Here is a 20,087-nt window from a genome sequence, read left to right as displayed (position 1 = left end):
CTGAAGACCGTTTGAGGGCTTATCAATGCCAAGACGTCGCGTAGCAGCAAAGCGTGAGATTCTGGACGATCCGAAATACGGAAGCCAAATCCTCGCCAAATTCATGAACCACGTTATGGAAAGCGGCAAGAAAGCCGTTGCCGAGCGTATCGTTTATGGTGCCCTGGAAACCGTTGCGGCTCGCAAGACCGGCACCGATCCCCTGGAACTCTTCGAAAAAGCACTCGACGCCATCGCTCCGCTGGTCGAAGTGAAGTCGCGCCGCGTTGGTGGTGCTACTTACCAGGTTCCGGTCGAGGTTCGTCCGTCCCGTCGTAACGCTCTGGCAATGCGCTGGTTGGTAGACTTCGCCCGCAAGCGCGGCGAGAAGTCTATGGCTCTGCGCTTGGCTGGCGAGCTGCTGGATGCTGCTGAAGGTAAAGGTGCTGCTGTTAAGAAGCGTGAAGACGTGCACCGTATGGCCGAAGCTAACAAAGCTTTCTCGCACTACCGCTTCTAATTTTAGCTTCACTAATTTTGCGAGGGCTTTATGGCTCGTACTACTCCGATTAGTCGCTACCGTAACATCGGTATCGTCGCTCACGTGGATGCTGGTAAAACCACCACCACCGAGCGCGTCCTTTTTTACACTGGCAAAAGTCACAAAATGGGCGAGGTGCATGACGGCGCCGCGACCACAGACTGGATGGTTCAGGAGCAGGAGCGTGGTATTACCATTACTTCTGCTGCCATTACCGCCTTCTGGAAAGGTTCCGAGAAGCAGTACCCACACGAGCATCGTTTCAACGTAATCGATACCCCGGGCCACGTAGACTTCACCATTGAAGTAGAGCGTTCCCTGCGCGTACTCGACGGCGCTGTCGTTGTGTTCTGCGGTACTTCGGGTGTTGAGCCTCAGTCGGAAACCGTATGGCGTCAGGCCAACAAATACGGCGTTCCACGTCTTGTTTACGTAAACAAGATGGACCGTGCTGGTGCCAACTTCCTGCGCGTGATCGGTCAGATCAAGCAGCGTCTGGGTCACACTCCGGTGCCGATCCAGCTGGCTATCGGTTCGGAAGACAACTTCCAGGGCCAGATCGACCTGATCAACATGCAAGCTGTCTACTGGAATGACTCTGACAAGGGTATGGTTCCAGTTCGCAAGGAAATCCCTGCGGACATGCTCGAGCTGGCTGAAGAATGGCGCAACAACATGGTTGAAGCCGCCGCTGAAGCCAACGAAGACCTGATGAACAAGTACCTGGAAGGTGAAGAGCTGTCGATCGAAGAGATCAAGGCTGCTTTGCGTGCACGTACTATCGCCGGCGAAATCGTTCTGGCTGTTTGCGGTTCTTCGTTCAAGAACAAGGGCGTTCCCCTGGTTCTCGACGCCGTTATCGACTTCCTGCCTGCTCCGACCGACATTCCTGCTATCAAGGGTTCCAACCCTGATAACGAGGAAGAAGAGATGGAGCGTCATGCAAGCGACGACGAGCCGTTCGCGGCCCTGGCGTTCAAGATCGCTACCGACCCGTTCGTGGGTACCTTGACCTTCGTCCGTGTTTACTCGGGCGTGTTGAACTCCGGCGACGGCGTGATCAACTCGGTTAAAGGCAAGAAAGAGCGCGTGGGTCGTATGGTGCAAATGCACGCAAACGCCCGTGAAGAGATCAAGGAAGTGCGCGCTGGCGACATCGCGGCCCTGATCGGCATGAAGGACGTCACCACTGGTGAAACCCTCTGCAACGCTGACAAGCCAATCATCCTGGTTCGCATGGACTTCCCGGAGCCGGTTATTTCGGTTGCCGTAGAGCCTAAGACCAAGGATGACCAGGAAAAAATGGGTATCGCTCTGGGCAAGCTTGCTCAGGAAGACCCGTCTTTCCGCGTTAAAACTGATGAAGAGACTGGTCAAACGATCATCTCCGGCATGGGCGAACTGCACCTGGACATCCTGGTTGACCGGATGCGCCGTGAGTTCAACGTCGAAGCCAACATCGGCAAGCCGCAGGTTTCGTACCGTGAGCGCATCACGAAGAACTGCGAAATCGAAGGCAAGTTCGTTCGTCAGTCCGGCGGTCGTGGCCAGTTCGGTCACTGCTGGATTCGCTTTGCTCCTGCTGACGAAGGTCAGGAAGGTCTGCAATTCCTGAACGAAGTAGTGGGTGGTGTGGTTCCTAAGGAATACATCCCGGCTATCCAGAAGGGTATCGAAGAGCAGATGAAGAACGGCGTTGTTGCCGGCTATCCGCTGATCGGCCTGAAGGCTACCGTGTTCGATGGTTCTTACCACGACGTCGACTCCAACGAGATGGCGTTTAAAGTGGCTGCTTCCATGGCGACCAAGCAACTGGCCCAGAAGGGCGGTGGTGAGTTGCTCGAGCCGATCATGGCGGTAGAGGTTGTTACGCCTGAAGACTATATGGGTGATGTGATGGGCGACCTTAACCGTCGTCGCGGCATGATCCAGGGTATGGAAGACACAGTGTCCGGCAAGGTTATCCGTGCCGAGGTTCCACTGGGTGAGATGTTCGGTTATGCGACCGACGTTCGTTCCATGTCCCAGGGTCGCGCAAGCTACTCTATGGAATTCAAAAAATACGATACGGCTCCGTCGCACATCGTCGAATCCGTTACCAAAAAACAAGGCTGATTCAGCCCCTTTAGGCTAGGAGTTAATTGTCGTGGCTAAAGAAAAATTTGATCGTTCCCTACCGCACGTAAACGTTGGCACCATCGGCCACGTTGACCACGGTAAAACCACTCTGACCGCTGCTCTGACTCGCGTCTGCTCCGAAGTTTTCGGTTCGGCCGTAGTTGAATTCGACAAGATCGACAGCGCACCAGAAGAAAAAGCTCGCGGTATCACCATCAACACCGCGCACGTTGAGTACAACTCGAACATTCGTCACTACGCTCACGTTGACTGCCCAGGTCACGCTGACTACGTGAAGAACATGATCACTGGTGCTGCGCAGATGGACGGCGCGATCCTGGTTTGCTCGGCCGCTGATGGTCCGATGCCACAAACCCGTGAGCACATCCTGCTGTCCCGTCAGGTAGGCGTTCCGTACATCGTGGTTTTCCTGAACAAGGCTGACCTGGTAGACGACGCTGAGCTGCTGGAACTGGTTGAGATGGAAGTTCGCGACCTGCTGTCCACCTATGACTTCCCAGGCGACGACACTCCGATCATCATCGGTTCTGCTCGTATGGCGCTGGAAGGCAAAGACGACAACGAAATGGGCACCACCGCTGTTAAGAAGCTGGTGGAAACTCTGGACAGCTACATCCCAGAGCCAGAGCGTGCTATCGACAAGCCGTTCCTGATGCCAATCGAAGACGTGTTCTCGATCTCGGGTCGCGGTACTGTTGTAACTGGCCGTATCGAGCGCGGTATCGTTCGCGTTCAGGACGCCCTGGAAATCGTTGGTCTGCGTGACACCACCACCACCACCTGCACCGGTGTTGAGATGTTCCGCAAGCTGCTGGACGAAGGTCGTGCTGGCGAGAACTGCGGCGTTCTGCTGCGTGGTACCAAGCGTGACGACGTTGAGCGTGGTCAGGTTCTGGTTAAGCCGGGTTCGGTTAAGCCGCACACCAAGTTCACCGCAGAAGTTTACGTTCTGAGCAAGGAAGAAGGCGGTCGTCACACTCCGTTCTTCAAAGGCTACCGTCCACAGTTCTACTTCCGTACTACTGACGTGACTGGTAACTGCGAGCTGCCAGAAGGCGTTGAAATGGTAATGCCAGGTGACAACATTCAGATGACTGTTACCCTGATCAAAACCATCGCGATGGAAGACGGTCTGCGTTTCGCAATCCGTGAAGGCGGCCGTACCGTTGGTGCTGGCGTCGTAGCTAAAATCATCGAGTGATCTCTTTATTGAGTCAGCTCTGATGAGTTGAAAAAGCCCCCGCTTAGCGGGGGCTTTTTTATTGGGTTGACACCTATCTGGGGCGTCTATAGAATTGCGCCTCCTTTTAACGGGCGTATTGCGCCCGGTGGGAATAGCAGCCGGAGTCTGAAATCCAATGCAAAATCAGCAAATCCGTATCAGGTTGAAGGCTTTTGACCATCGCCTGATCGACCAATCAACCCAGGAAATCGTGGAAACCGCGAAACGTACTGGTGCTCAAGTGCGTGGTCCAATTCCACTGCCTACCCGTAAAGAGCGGTTCACCGTTCTGGTTTCCCCGCACGTCAACAAAGACGCGCGTGACCAGTACGAAATCCGCACTCATAAGCGCGTTCTGGACATCGTTCAGCCAACGGATAAAACCGTTGATGCACTTATGAAGCTTGATCTTGCGGCCGGTGTGGAAGTGCAGATCAGCCTCGGCTAAGACTCGGTCTTGGTCGTGTAACGCTCTGAAATGGGCGGCCATAGCGGGTGAAAGCCCCGTACACTCATGAGGTTTACAACATGACTATTGGTGTAGTCGGTCGTAAAGCGGGTATGACCCGTATTTTCACCGAAGAAGGTGTCTCCATTCCGGTCACGGTCATTGAGATCGAGCCGAATCGCGTCACCCAGTTCAAAACTGAAGAAACCGATGGCTATCGTGCAGTGCAAGTCACTGTCGGCGAGCGTCGTGCTTCCCGTGTTACAGCTGCTCAAGCTGGCCACTTCGCCAAGGCGAACGTTGCCGCTGGTCGTACCGTAATGGAATTCCGTCTTGAAGAAGGCGAGTACCAGGCCGGCGATCTGATCAATGCTGAAATCTTCGCTGCTGGTCAACTGGTTGATGTAACCGGTCAGTCCAAAGGTAAAGGCTTCCAGGGTACGATCAAGCGTTGGAACTTCCGCGGGCAAGATAACACCCACGGTAACTCCGTATCCCACCGCGTCCCAGGCTCTATCGGCCAGTGCCAGACTCCTGGTCGTGTATTCAAGGGCAAAAAAATGTCCGGTCATATGGGCGCTGAGCGCGTGACCGTGCAGTCCCTGGAAGTAGTGCGCGTGGACGCTGAACGCAATCTGTTGTTGGTCAAGGGCGCTGTACCTGGCGCTACTGGCGGCAACCTGGTTGTACGTCCGGCAGCCAAGGCTCGCGGTTAAGGGGAAGCTGACATGCAATTAAATGTAAATGACGCTCAAGCGATCGAAGTTTCCGAACTGACATTTGGCGGCGAGTTCAACGAGACGCTGGTTCACCAAGCAGTCGTGGCCTACATGGCTGGCGGCCGTCAGGGTAGCAAGCAGCAGAAGACCCGTTCCGACGTTCGTGGTGGCGGCAAGCGCCCATGGCGTCAGAAAGGTACTGGCCGTGCTCGTGCCGGTACTATCCGCAGCCCAATCTGGCGCGGCGGCGGCACCACCTTTGCAGCTCGTCCACAGGATCACTCCCAGAAGCTGAACAAGAAGATGTATCGCGCAGCAATGCGTTCCATCCTTGCTGAGCTGGTGCGTACTGATCGTCTGGTCGTGGTTCAGGATTTCGCAGTTGAAACTCCGAAAACCAAAGACCTGCTGGGCAAACTGAACAACATGAGCCTGACCGATGTTCTGATCGTGTCGGACGCTGTTGATCAGAACCTGTACCTGGCTGCTCGCAACCTGCCACACGTTGATGTACGTGACGTGCAAGGTTCCGATCCAGTTAGTCTGATCGCATACGACAAGGTGTTGATCACCGTGTCGGCCGTGAAGAAATTCGAGGAGCTGCTGGGATGAACCAGGAACGCGTATTTAAAGTTCTGCTTGGCCCGCACGTTTCCGAGAAGGCTACGGTTCTGGCAGACAAGAAAGGCCAGTTCGTTTTCAAGGTTGCTACTGACGCAACCAAGCTGGAAATCAAGAAGGCCGTCGAAAGCCTGTTCAGCGTGAAAGTTGAGCGTGTTACTACCCTGAATGTTCTGGGTAAGAGCAAGCGCACCGCTCGCGGTCTGGGCAAGCGTAATGACTGGAAGAAGGCAGTTATCTCCCTTCAGCCAGGCCAAGATCTCGATTTCAGCAGCAGTGCTGAGTAAGGAAGGGGTGCATCATGGCAATCGTTAAATGCAAACCGACTTCCCCTGGCCGCCGTTTTGTGGTCAAGGTGGTCAACCAGGAGCTGCATAAAGGCGCTCCTCACGCACCGCTGCTCGAGAAAAAATCGAAGTCTGGTGGTCGTAACAACAATGGCCGTATTACCACTCGTCACATCGGTGGTGGTCATAAGCAGCATTATCGTCTGGTCGACTTCCGTCGCAACGACAAAGATGGCATCGCTGCCACTGTCGAGCGTATCGAATACGATCCAAACCGTACTGCTCACATCGCTCTGCTGCTGTACGCAGATGGCGAGCGTCGCTACATCATCGCCCCTAAAGGCGTGAGCGCTGGCGACCAGTTGATCGCAGGTGCTTTGGCACCGATCAAGCCGGGTAACGCTCTGCAACTGCGCAACATTCCAGTTGGTAGCACCGTACACGGCATCGAACTGAAGCCAGGTAAGGGCGCGCAAATCGCTCGTTCCGCTGGCGCTTCGGCTCAGCTGATCGCTCGTGAAGGCGTTTACGTGACCCTGCGTCTGCGTTCGGGTGAAATGCGTAAAGTACTGGCTGAGTGCCGTGCGACCCTGGGCGAAGTCTCGAACTCCGAGCACAGCCTGCGTTCGCTGGGTAAAGCTGGTGCCAAGCGCTGGCGTGGCGTTCGCCCAACCGTTCGTGGTGTTGCCATGAACCCGGTTGACCACCCACATGGTGGTGGTGAAGGTCGTACCTCTGGTGGTCGTCATCCGGTATCGCCATGGGGCTTCCCGACTAAGGGCGCGAAGACTCGTGGTAATAAGCGTACCGACAAAATGATCGTCCGTCGTCGCAAGTAAATAGAGGGATACGACAGTGCCACGTTCTCTGAAAAAAGGTCCTTTTATTGATCTTCACCTACTGAAGAAGATCGAAGTGGCGGCGGAAAAGAACGATCGCAAACCAATTAAGACTTGGTCGCGTCGTTCGATGATCCTGCCACAAATGGTCGGTCTGACCATCGCAGTACACAACGGTCGTCAGCACGTCCCAGTTCTCGTTAACGAAGACATGGTCGGCCACAAACTGGGCGAGTTCGCCGGTACCCGCAACTATCGCGGGCACGTGGCAGACAAGAAAGCCAAGCGTTAAGGGGTAAGGAAATGGAAGTAGCCGCTAAGTTGTCGGGCGCTCGAATCTCCGCCCAGAAAGCCCGCTTGGTCGCCGACCAGATCCGCGGGAAGAAGGTGGGCGAAGCGCTCAACCTGTTGGCTTTCAGCAGTAAGAAAGCCGCCGAGATCATGAAAAAAGTGCTGGAGTCGGCCGTAGCCAACGCCGAGCATAACGAAGGCGCAGACGTTGATGACCTGAAGGTCAGCACCGTTTTCGTCAACGAAGGGCGTTCGCTGAAGCGCATCATGCCACGTGCCAAAGGCCGTGCTGATCGCATCGTCAAGCGGTCTTGCCATATCACTGTCAAGGTTGCTGACAAGTAACGGAGTCGAAGAGATGGGTCAGAAAGTACATCCCATTGGCATTCGCCTGGGAATCGTCAAGGAGCACACCTCCGTCTGGTACGCAGACGGTCGGACTTATGCGGACTACTTGTTCGCTGATCTGAAGGTGCGTGAATACCTCCAAGACAAACTAAAAAGCGCGTCCGTAAGCCGTATCGATATCCATCGTCCGGCTCAAACTGCACGCATCACCATCCACACCGCTCGTCCAGGTATTGTTATCGGGAAGAAAGGTGAAGATGTTGAGAAACTGCGTCAGGACCTGACCAAGCAAATGGGTGTGCCTGTGCACATCAATATCGAAGAGATCCGCAAGCCGGAGCTCGACGGTATGCTGGTTGCGCAGAGCGTAGCTCAGCAGCTGGAGCGTCGTGTAATGTTCCGTCGCGCCATGAAGCGCGCTGTACAGAACGCCATGCGCATTGGTGCCAAAGGCATCAAAATCCAAGTGAGCGGTCGTCTCGGCGGTGCTGAAATCGCACGTACTGAATGGTATCGCGAAGGTCGTGTGCCACTGCACACCCTGCGTGCCGACATCGACTATGCCAACTACGAAGCTCACACCACTTACGGTGTGATCGGTGTAAAGGTTTGGATCTTCAAAGGCGAAGTAATTGGTGGTCGCCAAGAAGAGCTGAAGCCACAAGCACCAGCGCCTCGTAAAAAAGCTGCTAAGTAAGGGGTACGCCAAATGTTGCAACCTAAGCGTACGAAGTTCCGCAAGCAGATGACCGGCCACAACCGTGGTCTGGCACTGCGCGGTAGCAAAGTCAGCTTCGGCGAGTTCGCGCTGAAGTCTGTAGCTCGTGGTCGTCTCACCGCTCGTCAGATCGAGTCAGCGCGTCGTGCACTGACCCGTCACGTAAAACGTGGCGGCAAGATCTGGATCCGTGTATTCCCGGACAAGCCGATCTCCAAGAAGCCTCTCGAGGTTCGTATGGGTAAAGGTAAGGGTAACGTGGAGTACTGGGTTGCCCAGATTCAGCCAGGCAAAGTCCTGTATGAAATCGAGGGTGTTTCTGAAGAGCTGGCGCGTGAGGCTTTCGCCCTGGCTGCTGCAAAGCTGCCGCTCGCCACCTCCTTTGTTAAACGGACGGTGATGTGATGAAAGCGAATGAACTTCGTGAAAAATCCGCACAGCAGCTGAACGAGCAACTGCTCGGCTTGCTGCGCGACCAGTTCAATCTGCGTATGCAGAAAGCAACTGGCCAGTTGGGGCAGTCTCATCTGCTCTCGCAAGTTAAGCGTGACATCGCTCGCGTGAAGACTGTGCTCAACCAGCAGGCAGGTAAGTGATCATGGCTGAAGCCGAAAAAACTGTCCGTACGCTGACTGGCCGTGTTGTCAGCGACAAGATGGACAAAACCATCACCGTTCTGATCGAGCGTCGCGTTAAGCACCCGATCTACGGTAAATACGTTAAGCGTTCGACTAAGCTGCACGCGCACGACGAAACCAATCAGTGCCACATCGGCGACAAAGTCACTATTCGTGAAACTCGTCCGATGGCCAAGACCAAGTCTTGGGCGCTGGTTGATGTTCTCGAACGCGCTGTGGAAGTCTAAGGGCTAGGGGTCGGAGAAATTATATGATTCAGACTCAATCCATGCTCGATGTGGCCGATAACAGCGGTGCTCGCCGTGTTATGTGCATCAAGGTGCTGGGTGGCTCCCATCGTCGTTACGCTGGTATCGGTGACATCATCAAAGTTACCGTGAAGGAAGCAATTCCTCGCGGTAAGGTGAAAAAAGGCCAGGTGATGACTGCTGTTGTAGTCCGCACTCGTCACGGCGTACGTCGTGCTGATGGCTCCATTATCCGCTTTGATGGCAACGCTGCTGTTCTTCTGAACAACAAGCAAGAGCCGATCGGCACCCGTATCTTTGGGCCAGTGACCCGTGAACTTCGTACTGAGAAGTTCATGAAGATCGTCTCGCTCGCCCCAGAAGTGCTGTAAGGAGATCCGACATGCAAAAGATTCGTCGTGACGACGAGATCATCGTGATCGCCGGCAAAGACAAAGGTAAGCGCGGTAAGGTGCTGAAGGTTCTTGCTGACAACCGTCTGGTTGTTGGCGGTCTGAACCTGGTCAAGCGTCATACCAAGCCTAACCCGATGTCGGGCGTACAGGGCGGTATCGTCGAGAAAGAAGCGCCACTGCACGCTTCCAACGTCGCCATCTTCAACGGCGAAACCAACAAGGCTGACCGCGTTGGTTTCAAAGTAGAAGACGGTAAGAAAATTCGTGTCTTCAAGTCGACCCAAAAAGCGGTTGATGCTTGAACACTGCTAGGTAGAAGACCATGGCACGACTAAAAGAGATTTACCGGAAGGAAATCGCTCCGAAACTTAAGGAAGAACTTAAGCTTTCGAACGTGATGGAAGTTCCGCGCGTTACCAAGATCACCCTGAACATGGGTCTGGGCGAAGCGATCGGCGACAAAAAAGTCATCGAGCACGCTGTTGCTGACCTGGAAAAGATCACCGGCCAGAAAGTCGTTGTGACCTACGCTCGCAAATCCATCGCTGGCTTTAAAGTCCGTGAAGGTTGGCCGATCGGCGTCAAAGTGACCCTGCGCCGTGAGCGTATGTACGAGTTCCTGGATCGTCTGCTGTCGATCTCCCTGCCTCGGGTTCGCGACTTCCGCGGCCTGAATGCCAAGTCCTTTGATGGTCGTGGCAACTACAGCATGGGCGTGAAAGAGCAGATCATTTTCCCGGAAATCGACTACGACAAGATCGATGCTCTCCGCGGTCTGGACATTACCCTGACCACCACTGCTAAGAACGATGACGAAGGCCGCGCTCTGCTGCGTGCTTTCAAATTCCCGTTCCGCAACTGATTGGAGTAGGAAAATGGCCAAGAAGAGCATGAAAAACCGTGAGCTGAAGCGTCAGCTCACCGTTGCTAAATACGCCGTCAAGCGTGCAGCGCTGAAAGCTATCATCGTCGATCTGAACGCAAGTCCAGAAGCGCGTTGGGAAGCTACCGTAGCTCTGCAGAAGCAACCGCGTGACGCAAGCGCTTCGCGCATGCGTAACCGTTGCCGTCTGACCGGTCGTCCGCACGGCGTTTACCGCAAGTTCGGCCTCGGCCGTAACAAACTGCGTGAAGCGGCAATGCGTGGTGACGTACCAGGCCTGGTTAAAGCCAGCTGGTAATTGCTGTCAAAGCCTTGATGGTCGGGGTCGCAAGAACCTGACCATCGGTGGCCTTGAACTTGAATCAAGCCCCTTTTGGGGCTTGATTCATTTCTGGGGTGTGTCTAGAATGACCGGCTCGCCTGAGCCCGTGTTTTTTACGCCCGGAATTCCTCGGCGACAAGTAGTAGCCGCAAGGCTAATTTTTCTGTATTAGGAGCGTCTAGCCCATGAGTATGCAGGACCCGTTAGCGGACATGCTAACTCGAATCCGTAATGCCCAGATGGCTGAAAAGTCCGTCGTAAGCATGCCGTCTTCCACGTTGAAGGTGGCTGTAGCAAAAGTCCTGAAGGACGAAGGTTACATCGCGGGTTATCAGATCAGCAGCGAAACCAAGCCGCTGCTGTCCATCGAGCTGAAATACTTCGAAGGCCGTCCGGTCATCGAAGAAGTGAAGCGCGTTAGCCGTCCAGGCCTGCGTCAGTACAAGTCCGTCGAAGATCTGCCAAAGGTACGTGGTGGTCTCGGTGTGTCTATCGTCTCCACCAACAAAGGTGTGATGACTGATCGTGCTGCGCGCGCTGCCGGTGTCGGCGGCGAAGTTCTTTGCACTGTGTTCTAAGGGGGGATAAGCATGTCTCGCGTCGCTAAGAACCCCGTTAAGCTGCCAGCCGGTGTCGAAGTAAAATTCGCAGGCCAACAGCTTTCGGTGAAGGGTGCCAAGGGTACTCTTGAACTGAACGTCCATTCGTCCGTTGAAGTCGTTGAAGAAGCTGGTGAGCTGCGTTTTGCTGCTCGCAATGGCGATCAACAGACTCGCGCAATGGCCGGTACCACTCGTGCGTTGGTAAACAACATGGTCCAGGGCGTAAGCCAAGGCTTCGAGCGCAAGCTCCAGCTGGTCGGTGTTGGTTACAAAGCGCAAGCAAAAGGTCAGGTGCTGAACCTGGCTCTTGGCTTCTCGCACCCAGTGGATTACGAACTGCCGGAAGGCATCACCGCTGAGACTCCTAGCCAGACCGATATCCTGATCAAGGGCATCGACAAGCAGCTGGTAGGTCAAGTGGCCGCCGAGATCCGCGACTTCCGTCCACCAGAGCCGTACAAAGGCAAAGGTGTGCGCTACGCGGACGAAGTCGTCCGTCGTAAAGAAGCCAAGAAGAAGTAGGGCATAGCAAATGACCGACAAAAAAGTTACTCGACTGCGTCGCGCTCGCAAAGCACGCCTGAAAATGCACGAACTCGAAGTCGTGCGTCTCTGCGTGTTCCGCTCTTCGCAGCACATCTACGCCCAGGTCATTTCGGCCGACGGCAACAAAGTCCTGGCAAGCGCCTCGACTTTGGATAAAGAACTGCGTGATGGCGCCACTGGCAACATCGACGCGGCCACTAAGGTTGGCCAGCTGGTCGCTACGCGTGCTAAGGCCGCTGGCGTCTCGCAGGTGGCTTTCGACCGCTCTGGCTTCAAGTACCATGGCCGCGTGAAAGCGCTGGCTGATGCTGCTCGTGAAGCTGGGCTGGAGTTCTAAGTTATGTCAAATAACGACCAAAAGCGCGACGAAGGCTACATCGAGAAGCTGGTTCAAGTTAACCGCGTAGCCAAAACCGTTAAAGGCGGCCGTATCTTCACTTTCACCGCGTTGACCGTGGTTGGTGATGGTAAAGGGCGTGTTGGCTTCGGCCGTGGCAAGTCGCGTGAAGTGCCTGCTGCGATTCAGAAGGCAATGGAAGCTGCTCGCCGCAACATGATCCAGGTTGATCTGAACGGCACCACTCTGCAGTACGCAATGAAGTCCGCCCATGGCGCTTCGAAGGTGTACATGCAGCCTGCTTCTGAAGGTACCGGTATCATCGCTGGCGGCGCTATGCGTGCTGTCCTCGAAGTTGCTGGCGTTCAGAACGTTCTGGCCAAGTGCTACGGCTCGACTAACCCTGTAAACGTGGTTCACGCCACTTTCAAGGGTCTGAAGGCTATGCAATCTCCTGAGTCCATCGCTGCCAAGCGTGGCCTGTCTGTATCGGAGATCAAGTAATCATGGCTACCGTTAAAGTTACGCTGATCAAAAGCATGACCGGCCGCATCCCTAACCACAAACTGTGCGTTAAGGGTCTGGGTCTGCGTCGCATCGGTCACACTGTAGAAGTCCAGGATACTCCCGAGAATCGCGGGATGATCAACAAGGCTTACTACATGCTGCGTGTCGAGGGTTAATCGATGAAACTCAATGATCTGAGTCCAGCGCCGGGTTCCCGTCGCGAAAAGCATCGTCCGGGCCGTGGTATCGGTAGTGGTTTGGGTAAGACTGGTGGCCGTGGTCACAAAGGTCAGACTTCCCGCTCCGGTGGCACCATTGCTCCAGGCTTTGAAGGCGGTCAACAGCCGCTGCATCGTCGCCTGCCGAAGTTCGGTTTCGTTTCCCTGAAAGCCATGGACCGCGCAGAAGTGCGTCTGTCCGAGCTGGCTAAAGTGGAAGGCGATATCGTCACCGTGCAGTCCCTGAAAGATGCCAACGTGATCAACGTCAACGTACAGCGTGTGAAAATCATGCTGTCCGGTGAAGTGACTCGCGCTGTCACTATCGGCAAGGGAATCGGCGCCACCAAAGGTGCGCGTGCGGCTATCGAAGCAGCTGGCGGCAAGTTCGAGGAATAAATGGCTAAGCAAGGTGCTCTCTCTGCGCTCGGCAAAGGCGGTATGTCTGAACTTTGGGCTCGTCTGCGTTTTCTGTTCCTGGCGATTATCGTCTACCGAATAGGCGCACACATCCCGGTTCCAGGTATCAACCCGGACCGACTCGCAGACCTGTTTCGACAGAATGAGGGGACCATTCTTAGCTTGTTCAACATGTTTTCCGGCGGCGCGCTGGAGCGGATGAGCATCTTTGCACTGGGGATCATGCCGTATATTTCGGCATCGATCATCATGCAACTGATGACCGCCGTCAGCCCGCAGCTGGAGCAGTTGAAGAAGGAAGGTGAAGCTGGCCGTCGCAAGATCAGCCAGTACACCCGCTACGGCACCGTCGTCCTCGCTCTCGTTCAGGCCATTGGCATGTCCATTGGTCTGGCGGGGCAGGGCGTTGCGTTCACTGGTGACTTTGGCTTCCATTTCGTCGCGGTCTCCACGTTTGTGGCTGGCGCGATGTTCATGATGTGGCTGGGTGAGCAGATTACTGAGCGTGGTGTAGGCAACGGTATCTCGATGTTGATTTTTTCGGGTATCGTCGCCGGTCTTCCGAGAGCAATCGGGCAGTCTTTTGAGTCTGCGCGTCAGGGCGATATCAACATCTTCGCCTTGGTTGCCATCGGTTTGCTGGCAGTAGCGATTATCGGTTTCGTGGTGTTCATTGAGCGTGGTCAGCGTCGTATCGCTGTTCACTACGCCAAGCGTCAGCAGGGCCGCAAGGTTTTTGCTGCGCAGACAAGCCACTTGCCGCTGAAGGTGAACATGGCCGGTGTTATTCCGGCTATTTTCGCGAGCAGCATTTTGCTGTTCCCGGCTTCGTTGGGTGCCTGGTTTGGTCAGTCTGAAGGTATGGGCTGGTTGCAGGACATCTCGCAGTCGATCGCTCCTGGTCAGCCGTTGAATATTCTGCTGTTTAGTGCAGGGATTATTTTCTTCTGCTTCTTCTATACGGCGTTGATGTTCAATCCGAAAGACGTAGCGGAAAACCTGAAGAAGTCCGGTGCCTTTATTCCGGGCATCCGTCCAGGTGAGCAGTCCGCACGCTATATTGATGGCGTTCTGACTCGCTTGACCATGTTCGGTGCTCTTTACATGACGGCCGTGTGCTTGTTGCCCCAGTTCCTGGTGGTTGCAGCAAACGTTCCGTTCTACCTTGGCGGGACCTCGTTGCTGATCGTGGTCGTGGTTGTGATGGACTTCATGTCCCAAGTACAATCGCACCTCGTTTCGCACCAGTACGAATCCCTGATGAAGAAAGCCAACCTGAAGGGTTACGGCAGCGGCATGTTGCGCTGAGTACCCATAAGGTTCGAGGAGTTGGTGATGAAAGTTCGTGCATCGGTGAAAAAGCTGTGCCGTAACTGCAAGATTATTCGCCGCGAAGGTGTTGTTCGAGTAATTTGCAGCGCGGAACCGCGTCACAAACAGCGCCAAGGCTGAGTGTGATTGTGCTTCAAGCCCGGTAGCTAGTGCGCTACCGGGTTGATTATTTGTTATTACAGCGATATTATCTCGCGCCCTATTTCTTGGCTTCCGGGGCGTAGGTAGCTGTCAATTGGAGTCCCACTGAATGGCCCGTATTGCAGGCGTTAACATTCCAGATAACAAGCATACTGTTATCTCGCTGACCTACATCTATGGTGTTGGTCGCACTACTGCACAGAAGATCTGTGCAGAGACTGGGGTAAACCCAGCCGCAAAGATCAAGGATCTGAGCGACGAGCAGATTGAACAGCTGCGTGGCGAAGTGGCGAAGTTCACCACTGAAGGTGACCTGCGTCGCGAAATCAACATGAAAATCAAGCGCTTGATGGACCTCGGTTGCTATCGCGGTCTGCGTCATCGTCGTGGTCTGCCAGTACGCGGTCAGCGTACCAAGACCAACGCGCGTACCCGTAAAGGTCCGCGTAAGCCGATCCGCAAGTAATCGCCCCAGCGAATCGACAGGAATTTAATCATGGCAAAACCTGCTGCTCGTCCTCGTAAAAAAGTTAAAAAGACAGTGGTTGATGGCATCGCCCACATCCATGCCTCTTTTAACAACACCATCGTGACCATCACCGACCGTCAAGGTAACGCTCTTTCCTGGGCTACCTCCGGTGGTTCGGGTTTCCGCGGTTCCCGCAAGTCCACCCCGTTCGCTGCTCAAGTAGCTGCTGAGCGTGCTGGTCAAGCTGCGCTGGAATACGGCCTGAAAAACCTCGACGTGAATGTCAAGGGCCCAGGTCCAGGTCGTGAATCCGCAGTCCGCGCTTTGAACGGCTGTGGCTACAAGATCGCCAGCATCACCGACGTGACGCCAATCCCGCACAACGGGTGCCGTCCGCCGAAGAAGCGCCGCGTGTAATCCAGGAGATTGTAAAGAATGGCTCGTTACATTGGTCCAAAATGCAAACTCGCTCGTCGCGAAGGCACCGATCTCTTCCTGAAGAGCGGCGTGCGCGCGATCGAATCGAAGTGCAACATTGAAGCAGCACCTGGTATCCACGGCCAACGCCGCGGTCGCCAGTCCGATTACGGCACCCAACTGCGCGAAAAGCAGAAGGTCCGTCGTATTTACGGCGTTCTCGAGCGTCAGTTCAGCGGCTACTACAAAGCTGCTGCCAGCAAGAAAGGTGCAACTGGTGAAAACCTGCTGCAACTGCTCGAATGCCGTCTGGACAACGTTGTATACCGTATGGGCTTCGGTTCGACTCGTGCCGAATCCCGTCAGCTGGTATCGCACAAGTCGATCAGCGTTAACGGCCAGACCGTAAACGTTCCGTCCTACCAGGTTCGTGCTGGTGACGTGGTTGCTGTTCGCGAGAAGGCAAAGAACCAACTTCGCATTGTCCAAGCTCTCGAGCTGTGCGCCCAACGTGGTCGCGTAGAATGGGTAGAGGTAGATGCTGAGAAGAAGTCGGGCGTTTTCAAGAACGTTCCTGCTCGCAGTGATCTGTCCGCCGACATCAACGAAAGCCTGATTGTCGAGCTCTACTCCAAGTAAGTAAGGGCTAGAAAATAGGTGCATCCATGCAGATTTCGGTAAATGAGTTCCTGACACCCCGCCACATTGATGTGCAGGTTGTCAGTCCAACCCGCGCCAAGATCACTCTCGAGCCTCTCGAGCGTGGTTTTGGCCACACCCTGGGCAACGCGCTGCGCCGCATCCTGTTGTCCTCAATGCCCGGCTGCGCAGTAGTCGAGGCCGAGATTGACGGTGTGCTCCACGAGTACAGCGCCATCGAAGGTGTACAGGAAGACGTAATTGAAATCCTGTTGAACCTTAAAGGTCTGGCCATCAAGCTGCACGGTCGTGACGAAGTTACGCTGACCTTGTCGAAGAAGGGTTCGGGGGTGGTTACCGCTGCCGATATTCAGCTGGATCATGATGTCGAGATCGTTAATCCCGATCACGTAATCGCTAACCTGGCGTCTAACGGCGCCCTGAACATGAAGCTCACTGTAGCTCGTGGTCGTGGTTATGAACCAGCCGACTCGCGTCAGAGCGATGAAGACGAAAGCCGCAGCATCGGTCGCTTGCAGCTTGACTCTTCGTTCAGCCCGGTTCGCCGTATCGCATACGTGGTGGAAAACGCCCGTGTCGAGCAGCGTACCAACCTGGACAAGCTGGTTATTGATCTGGAAACCAACGGTACCCTGGATCCTGAAGAGGCTATCCGCCGCGCTGCAACCATCCTGCAACAGCAGTTGGCTGCGTTCGTCGACCTCAAAGGTGACAGTGAGCCAGTGGTTGTCGAGCAGGAAGACGAGATCGATCCGATCCTGCTTCGCCCGGTTGACGATCTGGAACTGACTGTACGTTCGGCTAACTGCCTTAAGGCGGAAAACATCTACTACATCGGCGACCTGATTCAGCGTACCGAAGTAGAGCTGTTGAAGACTCCGAACCTGGGCAAGAAATCCTTGACTGAAATCAAGGACGTTCTGGCCTCCCGCGGTCTGTCCCTCGGCATGCGCCTCGACAACTGGCCGCCTGCAAGTCTTAAGAAGGACGACAAGGCGACTGCCTGATCGTCGTAATCACCGAACGTAGTGTTTGGTAAGGAATGAACCATGCGTCATCGTAAAAGTGGGCGTCACCTGAGCCGCACCAGCTCGCACCGCAAGGCCATGTTCCAAAACATGGCGGTGTCGCTGTTCGAGCACGAGCTGATCAAAACTACTCTGCCAAAAGCCAAAGAACTGCGCCGCGTTGCCGAGCCGCTGATCACTCTGGCCAAGACAGACAGCGTTGCTAACCGTCGTCTGGCTTTCGACCGTACTCGTTCGAAAGCTATCGTTGGTAAGCTCTTCAACGACCTGGGCAAGCGTTACGCTACCCGTGAGGGTGGCTACCTGCGCATCCTCAAGTGCGGTTTCCGCGCTGGCGACAACGCGCCTATGGCGTACGTCGAACTGGTTGATCGTGCTGTCGGCGGTGAAGCTGTATCCGCTGAGTAAGACGTCAGTCTTAAACAAGGAACCGGGCCTAGTGCCCGGTTTTTTGTGCCTGTAAGAAATGCGCTGTTCGTACAAGCTTCTACCCTGTTTGGGTCTGCACTATGTGCGGGGATTCGGTGTTAGTTTTTCTCTATTGATGACCATAAGTTAATGAATTTGTGGCTGTCATACTGATGATCGATACTCCCCAACAAGCCGATTAGCCGGCAGTTCAAGACCGATAGAGGATGAAGATCGCATGAGCCAGAACAAGACGCTTACGACCGCCAGTGGCGCACCTGTCGCCGATAACCAGAACTCTCGCTCCGCTGGCCCTCGTGGCCCGTTGCTGCTCGATGACTTCCACTTGATCGAGAAGCTTGCCCACTTCAACCGGGAAAACATTCCTGAGCGTCGTGTACACGCCAAGGGGTCGGGTGCCTACGGCACTTTCACCGTTACCCGTGACATTACTCAGTACACCAGCGCCAAACTGTTTTCTGCCGTCGGCAAGCAAACCCCGACATTCCTGCGCTTCTCCACCGTCGGTGGTGAGCGTGGCTCGGCTGACACCGAGCGCGATCCGCGTGGTTTCGCCCTCAAGTTCTATACCGAAGAAGGCAACTGGGACATCGTTGGCAACAACACCCCGGTGTTCTTCATCCGTGATCCACTTAAATTCCCTGACTTTATCCACACCCAGAAGCGACTGCCGCAAAGCAACCTGAAAAGCGCGCAGATGATGTGGGACTTCTGGTCGCATTCGCCTGAAGCGCTGCACCAGGTCACGATTCTGTTCTCTGATCGCGGTATTCCGGACGGATATCGCCATATGCACGGTTTCGGCAGCCACACCTACAGCCTGATCAGTGCTCAGGGCGAGCGTCACTGGGTGAAGTGGCACTACAAGACCAAGCAAGGGATCAAGAACCTTGCGCCGGCAGACGCTGCACGCCTGGCGGGCACTGATCCGGATTACGCACAGCGTGACCTGTTCGAAGCCATCGAGCGTGGTGACTTCCCGAAATGGAGCGTATGCATCCAGATCATGACCGAAGCCCAGGCCGCTGCGCACTATGAGAACCCGTTCGACGTGACCAAGACCTGGTCGCAAAAGGAGTTTCCACTGATCGAAGTGGGTGAACTGGAACTGAACCGTAACCCGCTCAACTACTTTGCCGAAGTCGAGCAAGCCGCGTTCGGCCCGAGCAACATGGTGCCTGGCGTAGGTCTGTCGCCAGATCGCATGCTGCAAGGTCGGGTATTCGCGTACGCCGATGCCCACCGCTACCGCGTAGGTACCAATCACCAGCAACTGCCAGTGAACGCCCCACGCAGCCCGGTGAATACTTACCAGCGCGACGGTTCGATGGCATTTGGCAGTAACGGTGGCGCAACGCCGAACTATGAGCCGAACAGCTACGTAGAGTCGCCGAAACAAGCGCCGCACTTTGCCGAGCCTGCACTGGCCCTGAACGGCGCGGCTGATCGCTACGATCACCGCGAAGACACCGACTACTACAGCCACGCTGGCGCGCTGTTCCGCTTGATGAGCGACGAACAGAAAGCGTTGCTGGTCAGCAACATCGCCGGGGCGATGGCGGGGGTGTCGAGTGACGTCGTCGATCGTCAGCTGCAGCATTTCTACAAGGCCGATCCGGCGTACGGAGAAGCAATCGCAAAGCTGCTCAACGTACAGCTTAACGAAGTCTAAACGAGAAGCAGAACCGCCCTCATTTGGGCGGTTTTTGCGTTATTTAGGCTGCTTTTCTCAGAATATCTTCGCTTTTATTGCGCGAAGTGAGTGACCTTCCAGTCAGGTTGGTTCAAACTACAGACTTTCAAGCAGGGAGATGTAGGGCGATGCAAGGCCACCCAGACGTTATCGATTACCTCAACACGTTGCTGACCGGCGAACTGGCCGCGCGTGACCAATATTTCGTTCACTCGCGGATGTATGAGGACTGGGGATTCACCAAGCTCTACGAACGAATCAACCACGAGATGGAAGAAGAGGCCGGTCATGCCGATGCGCTGATGCGCCGGATTCTGATGCTTGAAGGCACCCCGCGCATGCGCCCGGATGATCTGGATGTCGGCACTACGGTGCAAACCATGCTCGAAGCGGATCTGCGCCTGGAGTACAAGGTGCGCGCCGCGCTGTGCAAGGGCATCGAACTGTGCGAACAGCACGGCGACTATGTCAGCCGCGAGATCCTGCGGGTTCAGCTCAATGACACCGAAGAAGATCACACCTACTGGCTGGAAAAGCAGCTCGGCCTGATCAAGCTGATCGGTATCCAGAACTACCTGCAGTCCCACGCGTCCTGATTGCAGCCGGTACAAAAAAGCCCCTGTCACTGATGAAGTGACAGGGGCTTTTTC

33 protein-coding genes are annotated in these 20,087 nt (G+C 55.1%); all 33 read left to right on the top strand.

All coding sequences use genetic code 11. The annotated features are described in order from the left end of the window. Positions 1–25 precede the first annotated feature (25 nt). The 33 genes from rpsG (at position 26) to bfr (ending at position 20,033) form a co-directional block, all read left to right on the top strand. Positions 26–499, top strand: coding sequence for a 30S ribosomal protein S7 (rpsG, locus tag ACEN93_RS13715; protein ID WP_007957592.1), 474 nt, complete (start codon positions 26–28; stop codon positions 497–499). Between the two features lie 30 nt (positions 500–529). After that, positions 530–2,635, top strand: coding sequence for an elongation factor G (gene fusA / locus ACEN93_RS13710; protein ID WP_039772423.1), 2,106 nt, complete (start codon positions 530–532; stop codon positions 2,633–2,635). Between the two features lie 31 nt (positions 2,636–2,666). After that, complete coding sequence (gene tuf, locus ACEN93_RS13705) at positions 2,667–3,860, top strand: elongation factor Tu (RefSeq protein WP_010220303.1); 1,194 nt, start codon at positions 2,667–2,669, stop codon at positions 3,858–3,860. A gap of 157 nt (positions 3,861–4,017) precedes the next feature. Then, entirely contained in the window at positions 4,018–4,329 is a 312-nt protein-coding gene (rpsJ, locus tag ACEN93_RS13700; protein ID WP_003186070.1) for a 30S ribosomal protein S10, read from the top strand. An 80-nt stretch (positions 4,330–4,409) separates the two neighbouring features. Next, positions 4,410–5,045, top strand: coding sequence for a 50S ribosomal protein L3 (gene rplC, locus ACEN93_RS13695; protein WP_007955641.1), 636 nt, complete (start codon positions 4,410–4,412; stop codon positions 5,043–5,045). 12 nt (positions 5,046–5,057) lie between these two features. Beyond that, positions 5,058–5,660 carry a 50S ribosomal protein L4 gene (rplD, locus tag ACEN93_RS13690; protein WP_003228735.1) on the top strand — a complete coding sequence of 201 codons (603 nt, stop codon included), beginning with the start codon at positions 5,058–5,060 and terminating at the stop codon, positions 5,658–5,660. After that, positions 5,657–5,956 (top strand): 50S ribosomal protein L23, encoded by a 300-nt coding sequence (gene rplW / locus ACEN93_RS13685; protein ID WP_002555488.1) that lies wholly within the window; start codon positions 5,657–5,659, stop codon positions 5,954–5,956. The genes rplD and rplW overlap by 4 nt, the downstream gene beginning before the upstream one ends. Positions 5,957–5,970: 14 nt before the next feature. Further along, a complete protein-coding gene (gene rplB, locus ACEN93_RS13680) occupies positions 5,971–6,795 on the top strand; it encodes a 50S ribosomal protein L2 (protein ID WP_003186055.1) in 825 nt (274 codons plus the stop codon). A 16-nt stretch (positions 6,796–6,811) separates the two neighbouring features. Beyond that, the gene (gene rpsS, locus ACEN93_RS13675; protein ID WP_011336172.1) at positions 6,812–7,087 is read left to right on the top strand and encodes a 30S ribosomal protein S19; all 276 of its coding nucleotides are present in this window, start codon (positions 6,812–6,814) and stop codon (positions 7,085–7,087) included. 11 nt (positions 7,088–7,098) lie between these two features. Next, positions 7,099–7,431, top strand: a complete 333-nt coding sequence (gene rplV, locus ACEN93_RS13670; RefSeq protein WP_003103908.1) for a 50S ribosomal protein L22 — start codon at positions 7,099–7,101, stop codon at positions 7,429–7,431. Positions 7,432–7,444: 13 nt separating this feature from the next. Then, complete coding sequence (gene rpsC, locus ACEN93_RS13665) at positions 7,445–8,131, top strand: 30S ribosomal protein S3 (protein ID WP_003176422.1); 687 nt, start codon at positions 7,445–7,447, stop codon at positions 8,129–8,131. A gap of 12 nt (positions 8,132–8,143) precedes the next feature. Beyond that, the gene (gene rplP, locus ACEN93_RS13660) at positions 8,144–8,557 is read left to right on the top strand and encodes a 50S ribosomal protein L16 (protein ID WP_003228729.1); all 414 of its coding nucleotides are present in this window, start codon (positions 8,144–8,146) and stop codon (positions 8,555–8,557) included. After that, positions 8,557–8,748, top strand: a complete 192-nt coding sequence (gene rpmC, locus ACEN93_RS13655) for a 50S ribosomal protein L29 (RefSeq protein WP_002555481.1) — start codon at positions 8,557–8,559, stop codon at positions 8,746–8,748. Before rplP ends, rpmC begins: the two co-directional genes overlap by 1 nt. A gap of 2 nt (positions 8,749–8,750) precedes the next feature. Continuing rightward, complete coding sequence (gene rpsQ, locus ACEN93_RS13650) at positions 8,751–9,017, top strand: 30S ribosomal protein S17 (RefSeq protein WP_003194644.1); 267 nt, start codon at positions 8,751–8,753, stop codon at positions 9,015–9,017. Positions 9,018–9,040: 23 nt separating this feature from the next. Further along, a complete protein-coding gene (gene rplN / locus ACEN93_RS13645; protein WP_002555479.1) occupies positions 9,041–9,409 on the top strand; it encodes a 50S ribosomal protein L14 in 369 nt (122 codons plus the stop codon). A gap of 11 nt (positions 9,410–9,420) precedes the next feature. Then, complete coding sequence (gene rplX / locus ACEN93_RS13640) at positions 9,421–9,735, top strand: 50S ribosomal protein L24 (RefSeq protein ID WP_003186046.1); 315 nt, start codon at positions 9,421–9,423, stop codon at positions 9,733–9,735. Between the two features lie 20 nt (positions 9,736–9,755). Beyond that, entirely contained in the window at positions 9,756–10,295 is a 540-nt protein-coding gene (gene rplE, locus ACEN93_RS13635) for a 50S ribosomal protein L5 (RefSeq protein ID WP_003210069.1), read from the top strand. A gap of 13 nt (positions 10,296–10,308) precedes the next feature. Further along, complete coding sequence (gene rpsN / locus ACEN93_RS13630; protein ID WP_007955639.1) at positions 10,309–10,614, top strand: 30S ribosomal protein S14; 306 nt, start codon at positions 10,309–10,311, stop codon at positions 10,612–10,614. A 209-nt stretch (positions 10,615–10,823) separates the two neighbouring features. After that, positions 10,824–11,216 (top strand): 30S ribosomal protein S8, encoded by a 393-nt coding sequence (rpsH, locus tag ACEN93_RS13625; RefSeq protein WP_003228724.1) that lies wholly within the window; start codon positions 10,824–10,826, stop codon positions 11,214–11,216. A 12-nt stretch (positions 11,217–11,228) separates the two neighbouring features. Continuing rightward, on the top strand, positions 11,229–11,762 hold the full coding sequence (gene rplF, locus ACEN93_RS13620; protein WP_011336170.1) for a 50S ribosomal protein L6: 534 nt from the start codon (positions 11,229–11,231) through the stop codon (positions 11,760–11,762). 10 nt (positions 11,763–11,772) lie between these two features. After that, positions 11,773–12,123, top strand: a complete 351-nt coding sequence (gene rplR / locus ACEN93_RS13615; RefSeq protein ID WP_003186037.1) for a 50S ribosomal protein L18 — start codon at positions 11,773–11,775, stop codon at positions 12,121–12,123. A 3-nt stretch (positions 12,124–12,126) separates the two neighbouring features. Continuing rightward, positions 12,127–12,627 (top strand): 30S ribosomal protein S5, encoded by a 501-nt coding sequence (gene rpsE, locus ACEN93_RS13610; protein ID WP_039771985.1) that lies wholly within the window; start codon positions 12,127–12,129, stop codon positions 12,625–12,627. A gap of 2 nt (positions 12,628–12,629) precedes the next feature. Then, positions 12,630–12,806 (top strand): 50S ribosomal protein L30, encoded by a 177-nt coding sequence (gene rpmD / locus ACEN93_RS13605; RefSeq protein WP_003176408.1) that lies wholly within the window; start codon positions 12,630–12,632, stop codon positions 12,804–12,806. 3 nt (positions 12,807–12,809) lie between these two features. After that, positions 12,810–13,247, top strand: coding sequence for a 50S ribosomal protein L15 (gene rplO / locus ACEN93_RS13600; RefSeq protein WP_003228720.1), 438 nt, complete (start codon positions 12,810–12,812; stop codon positions 13,245–13,247). Beyond that, on the top strand, positions 13,248–14,576 hold the full coding sequence (gene secY / locus ACEN93_RS13595; protein ID WP_003228718.1) for a preprotein translocase subunit SecY: 1,329 nt from the start codon (positions 13,248–13,250) through the stop codon (positions 14,574–14,576). Between the two features lie 27 nt (positions 14,577–14,603). Next, entirely contained in the window at positions 14,604–14,720 is a 117-nt protein-coding gene (gene rpmJ, locus ACEN93_RS13590; protein WP_002555468.1) for a 50S ribosomal protein L36, read from the top strand. Between the two features lie 130 nt (positions 14,721–14,850). Then, positions 14,851–15,207: a 30S ribosomal protein S13 gene (rpsM, locus tag ACEN93_RS13585; RefSeq protein ID WP_009045849.1), complete on the top strand. Its 357-nt coding sequence runs from the start codon at positions 14,851–14,853 to the stop codon at positions 15,205–15,207. 30 nt (positions 15,208–15,237) lie between these two features. Continuing rightward, positions 15,238–15,627, top strand: coding sequence for a 30S ribosomal protein S11 (gene rpsK / locus ACEN93_RS13580; RefSeq protein ID WP_002555466.1), 390 nt, complete (start codon positions 15,238–15,240; stop codon positions 15,625–15,627). Positions 15,628–15,645: 18 nt separating this feature from the next. Then, a complete protein-coding gene (gene rpsD / locus ACEN93_RS13575) occupies positions 15,646–16,266 on the top strand; it encodes a 30S ribosomal protein S4 (RefSeq protein WP_011336168.1) in 621 nt (206 codons plus the stop codon). 26 nt (positions 16,267–16,292) lie between these two features. Then, positions 16,293–17,294 (top strand): DNA-directed RNA polymerase subunit alpha, encoded by a 1,002-nt coding sequence (locus tag ACEN93_RS13570; protein ID WP_003186012.1) that lies wholly within the window; start codon positions 16,293–16,295, stop codon positions 17,292–17,294. A 42-nt stretch (positions 17,295–17,336) separates the two neighbouring features. Beyond that, positions 17,337–17,723 (top strand): 50S ribosomal protein L17, encoded by a 387-nt coding sequence (gene rplQ, locus ACEN93_RS13565; RefSeq protein ID WP_007955635.1) that lies wholly within the window; start codon positions 17,337–17,339, stop codon positions 17,721–17,723. A gap of 238 nt (positions 17,724–17,961) precedes the next feature. Then, complete coding sequence (locus ACEN93_RS13560) at positions 17,962–19,416, top strand: catalase (RefSeq protein ID WP_495611511.1); 1,455 nt, start codon at positions 17,962–17,964, stop codon at positions 19,414–19,416. 149 nt (positions 19,417–19,565) lie between these two features. Next, the gene (gene bfr, locus ACEN93_RS13555) at positions 19,566–20,033 is read left to right on the top strand and encodes a bacterioferritin (RefSeq protein ID WP_064382244.1); all 468 of its coding nucleotides are present in this window, start codon (positions 19,566–19,568) and stop codon (positions 20,031–20,033) included. Positions 20,034–20,087 lie beyond the last annotated feature (54 nt).

The sequence above is a fragment of the Pseudomonas sp. Pseusp21 genome (assembly GCF_059492145.1).
This window is presented reverse-complemented; position numbering and strand designations above follow the sequence as displayed.

Coding starts and splice junctions, on each gene's coding strand:
- rpsG (WP_007957592.1), top strand. CDS start 26: ATGCCAAGACGTCGCGTAGCAGCAAAGCGTGAGATTCTGGACGATCCG.
- fusA (WP_039772423.1), top strand. CDS start 530: ATGGCTCGTACTACTCCGATTAGTCGCTACCGTAACATCGGTATCGTC.
- rpsJ (WP_003186070.1), top strand. CDS start 4,018: ATGCAAAATCAGCAAATCCGTATCAGGTTGAAGGCTTTTGACCATCGC.
- rplC (WP_007955641.1), top strand. CDS start 4,410: ATGACTATTGGTGTAGTCGGTCGTAAAGCGGGTATGACCCGTATTTTC.
- rplD (WP_003228735.1), top strand. CDS start 5,058: ATGCAATTAAATGTAAATGACGCTCAAGCGATCGAAGTTTCCGAACTG.
- rplW (WP_002555488.1), top strand. CDS start 5,657: ATGAACCAGGAACGCGTATTTAAAGTTCTGCTTGGCCCGCACGTTTCC.
- rplB (WP_003186055.1), top strand. CDS start 5,971: ATGGCAATCGTTAAATGCAAACCGACTTCCCCTGGCCGCCGTTTTGTG.
- rplV (WP_003103908.1), top strand. CDS start 7,099: ATGGAAGTAGCCGCTAAGTTGTCGGGCGCTCGAATCTCCGCCCAGAAA.
- rpsC (WP_003176422.1), top strand. CDS start 7,445: ATGGGTCAGAAAGTACATCCCATTGGCATTCGCCTGGGAATCGTCAAG.
- rplP (WP_003228729.1), top strand. CDS start 8,144: ATGTTGCAACCTAAGCGTACGAAGTTCCGCAAGCAGATGACCGGCCAC.
- rpmC (WP_002555481.1), top strand. CDS start 8,557: ATGAAAGCGAATGAACTTCGTGAAAAATCCGCACAGCAGCTGAACGAG.
- rpsQ (WP_003194644.1), top strand. CDS start 8,751: ATGGCTGAAGCCGAAAAAACTGTCCGTACGCTGACTGGCCGTGTTGTC.
- rplN (WP_002555479.1), top strand. CDS start 9,041: ATGATTCAGACTCAATCCATGCTCGATGTGGCCGATAACAGCGGTGCT.
- rplX (WP_003186046.1), top strand. CDS start 9,421: ATGCAAAAGATTCGTCGTGACGACGAGATCATCGTGATCGCCGGCAAA.
- rplE (WP_003210069.1), top strand. CDS start 9,756: ATGGCACGACTAAAAGAGATTTACCGGAAGGAAATCGCTCCGAAACTT.
- rpsN (WP_007955639.1), top strand. CDS start 10,309: ATGGCCAAGAAGAGCATGAAAAACCGTGAGCTGAAGCGTCAGCTCACC.
- rpsH (WP_003228724.1), top strand. CDS start 10,824: ATGAGTATGCAGGACCCGTTAGCGGACATGCTAACTCGAATCCGTAAT.
- rplF (WP_011336170.1), top strand. CDS start 11,229: ATGTCTCGCGTCGCTAAGAACCCCGTTAAGCTGCCAGCCGGTGTCGAA.
- rplR (WP_003186037.1), top strand. CDS start 11,773: ATGACCGACAAAAAAGTTACTCGACTGCGTCGCGCTCGCAAAGCACGC.
- rpsE (WP_039771985.1), top strand. CDS start 12,127: ATGTCAAATAACGACCAAAAGCGCGACGAAGGCTACATCGAGAAGCTG.
- rpmD (WP_003176408.1), top strand. CDS start 12,630: ATGGCTACCGTTAAAGTTACGCTGATCAAAAGCATGACCGGCCGCATC.
- rplO (WP_003228720.1), top strand. CDS start 12,810: ATGAAACTCAATGATCTGAGTCCAGCGCCGGGTTCCCGTCGCGAAAAG.
- secY (WP_003228718.1), top strand. CDS start 13,248: ATGGCTAAGCAAGGTGCTCTCTCTGCGCTCGGCAAAGGCGGTATGTCT.
- rpmJ (WP_002555468.1), top strand. CDS start 14,604: ATGAAAGTTCGTGCATCGGTGAAAAAGCTGTGCCGTAACTGCAAGATT.
- rpsM (WP_009045849.1), top strand. CDS start 14,851: ATGGCCCGTATTGCAGGCGTTAACATTCCAGATAACAAGCATACTGTT.
- rpsK (WP_002555466.1), top strand. CDS start 15,238: ATGGCAAAACCTGCTGCTCGTCCTCGTAAAAAAGTTAAAAAGACAGTG.
- rpsD (WP_011336168.1), top strand. CDS start 15,646: ATGGCTCGTTACATTGGTCCAAAATGCAAACTCGCTCGTCGCGAAGGC.
- ACEN93_RS13570 (WP_003186012.1), top strand. CDS start 16,293: ATGCAGATTTCGGTAAATGAGTTCCTGACACCCCGCCACATTGATGTG.
- rplQ (WP_007955635.1), top strand. CDS start 17,337: ATGCGTCATCGTAAAAGTGGGCGTCACCTGAGCCGCACCAGCTCGCAC.
- ACEN93_RS13560 (WP_495611511.1), top strand. CDS start 17,962: ATGAGCCAGAACAAGACGCTTACGACCGCCAGTGGCGCACCTGTCGCC.
- bfr (WP_064382244.1), top strand. CDS start 19,566: ATGCAAGGCCACCCAGACGTTATCGATTACCTCAACACGTTGCTGACC.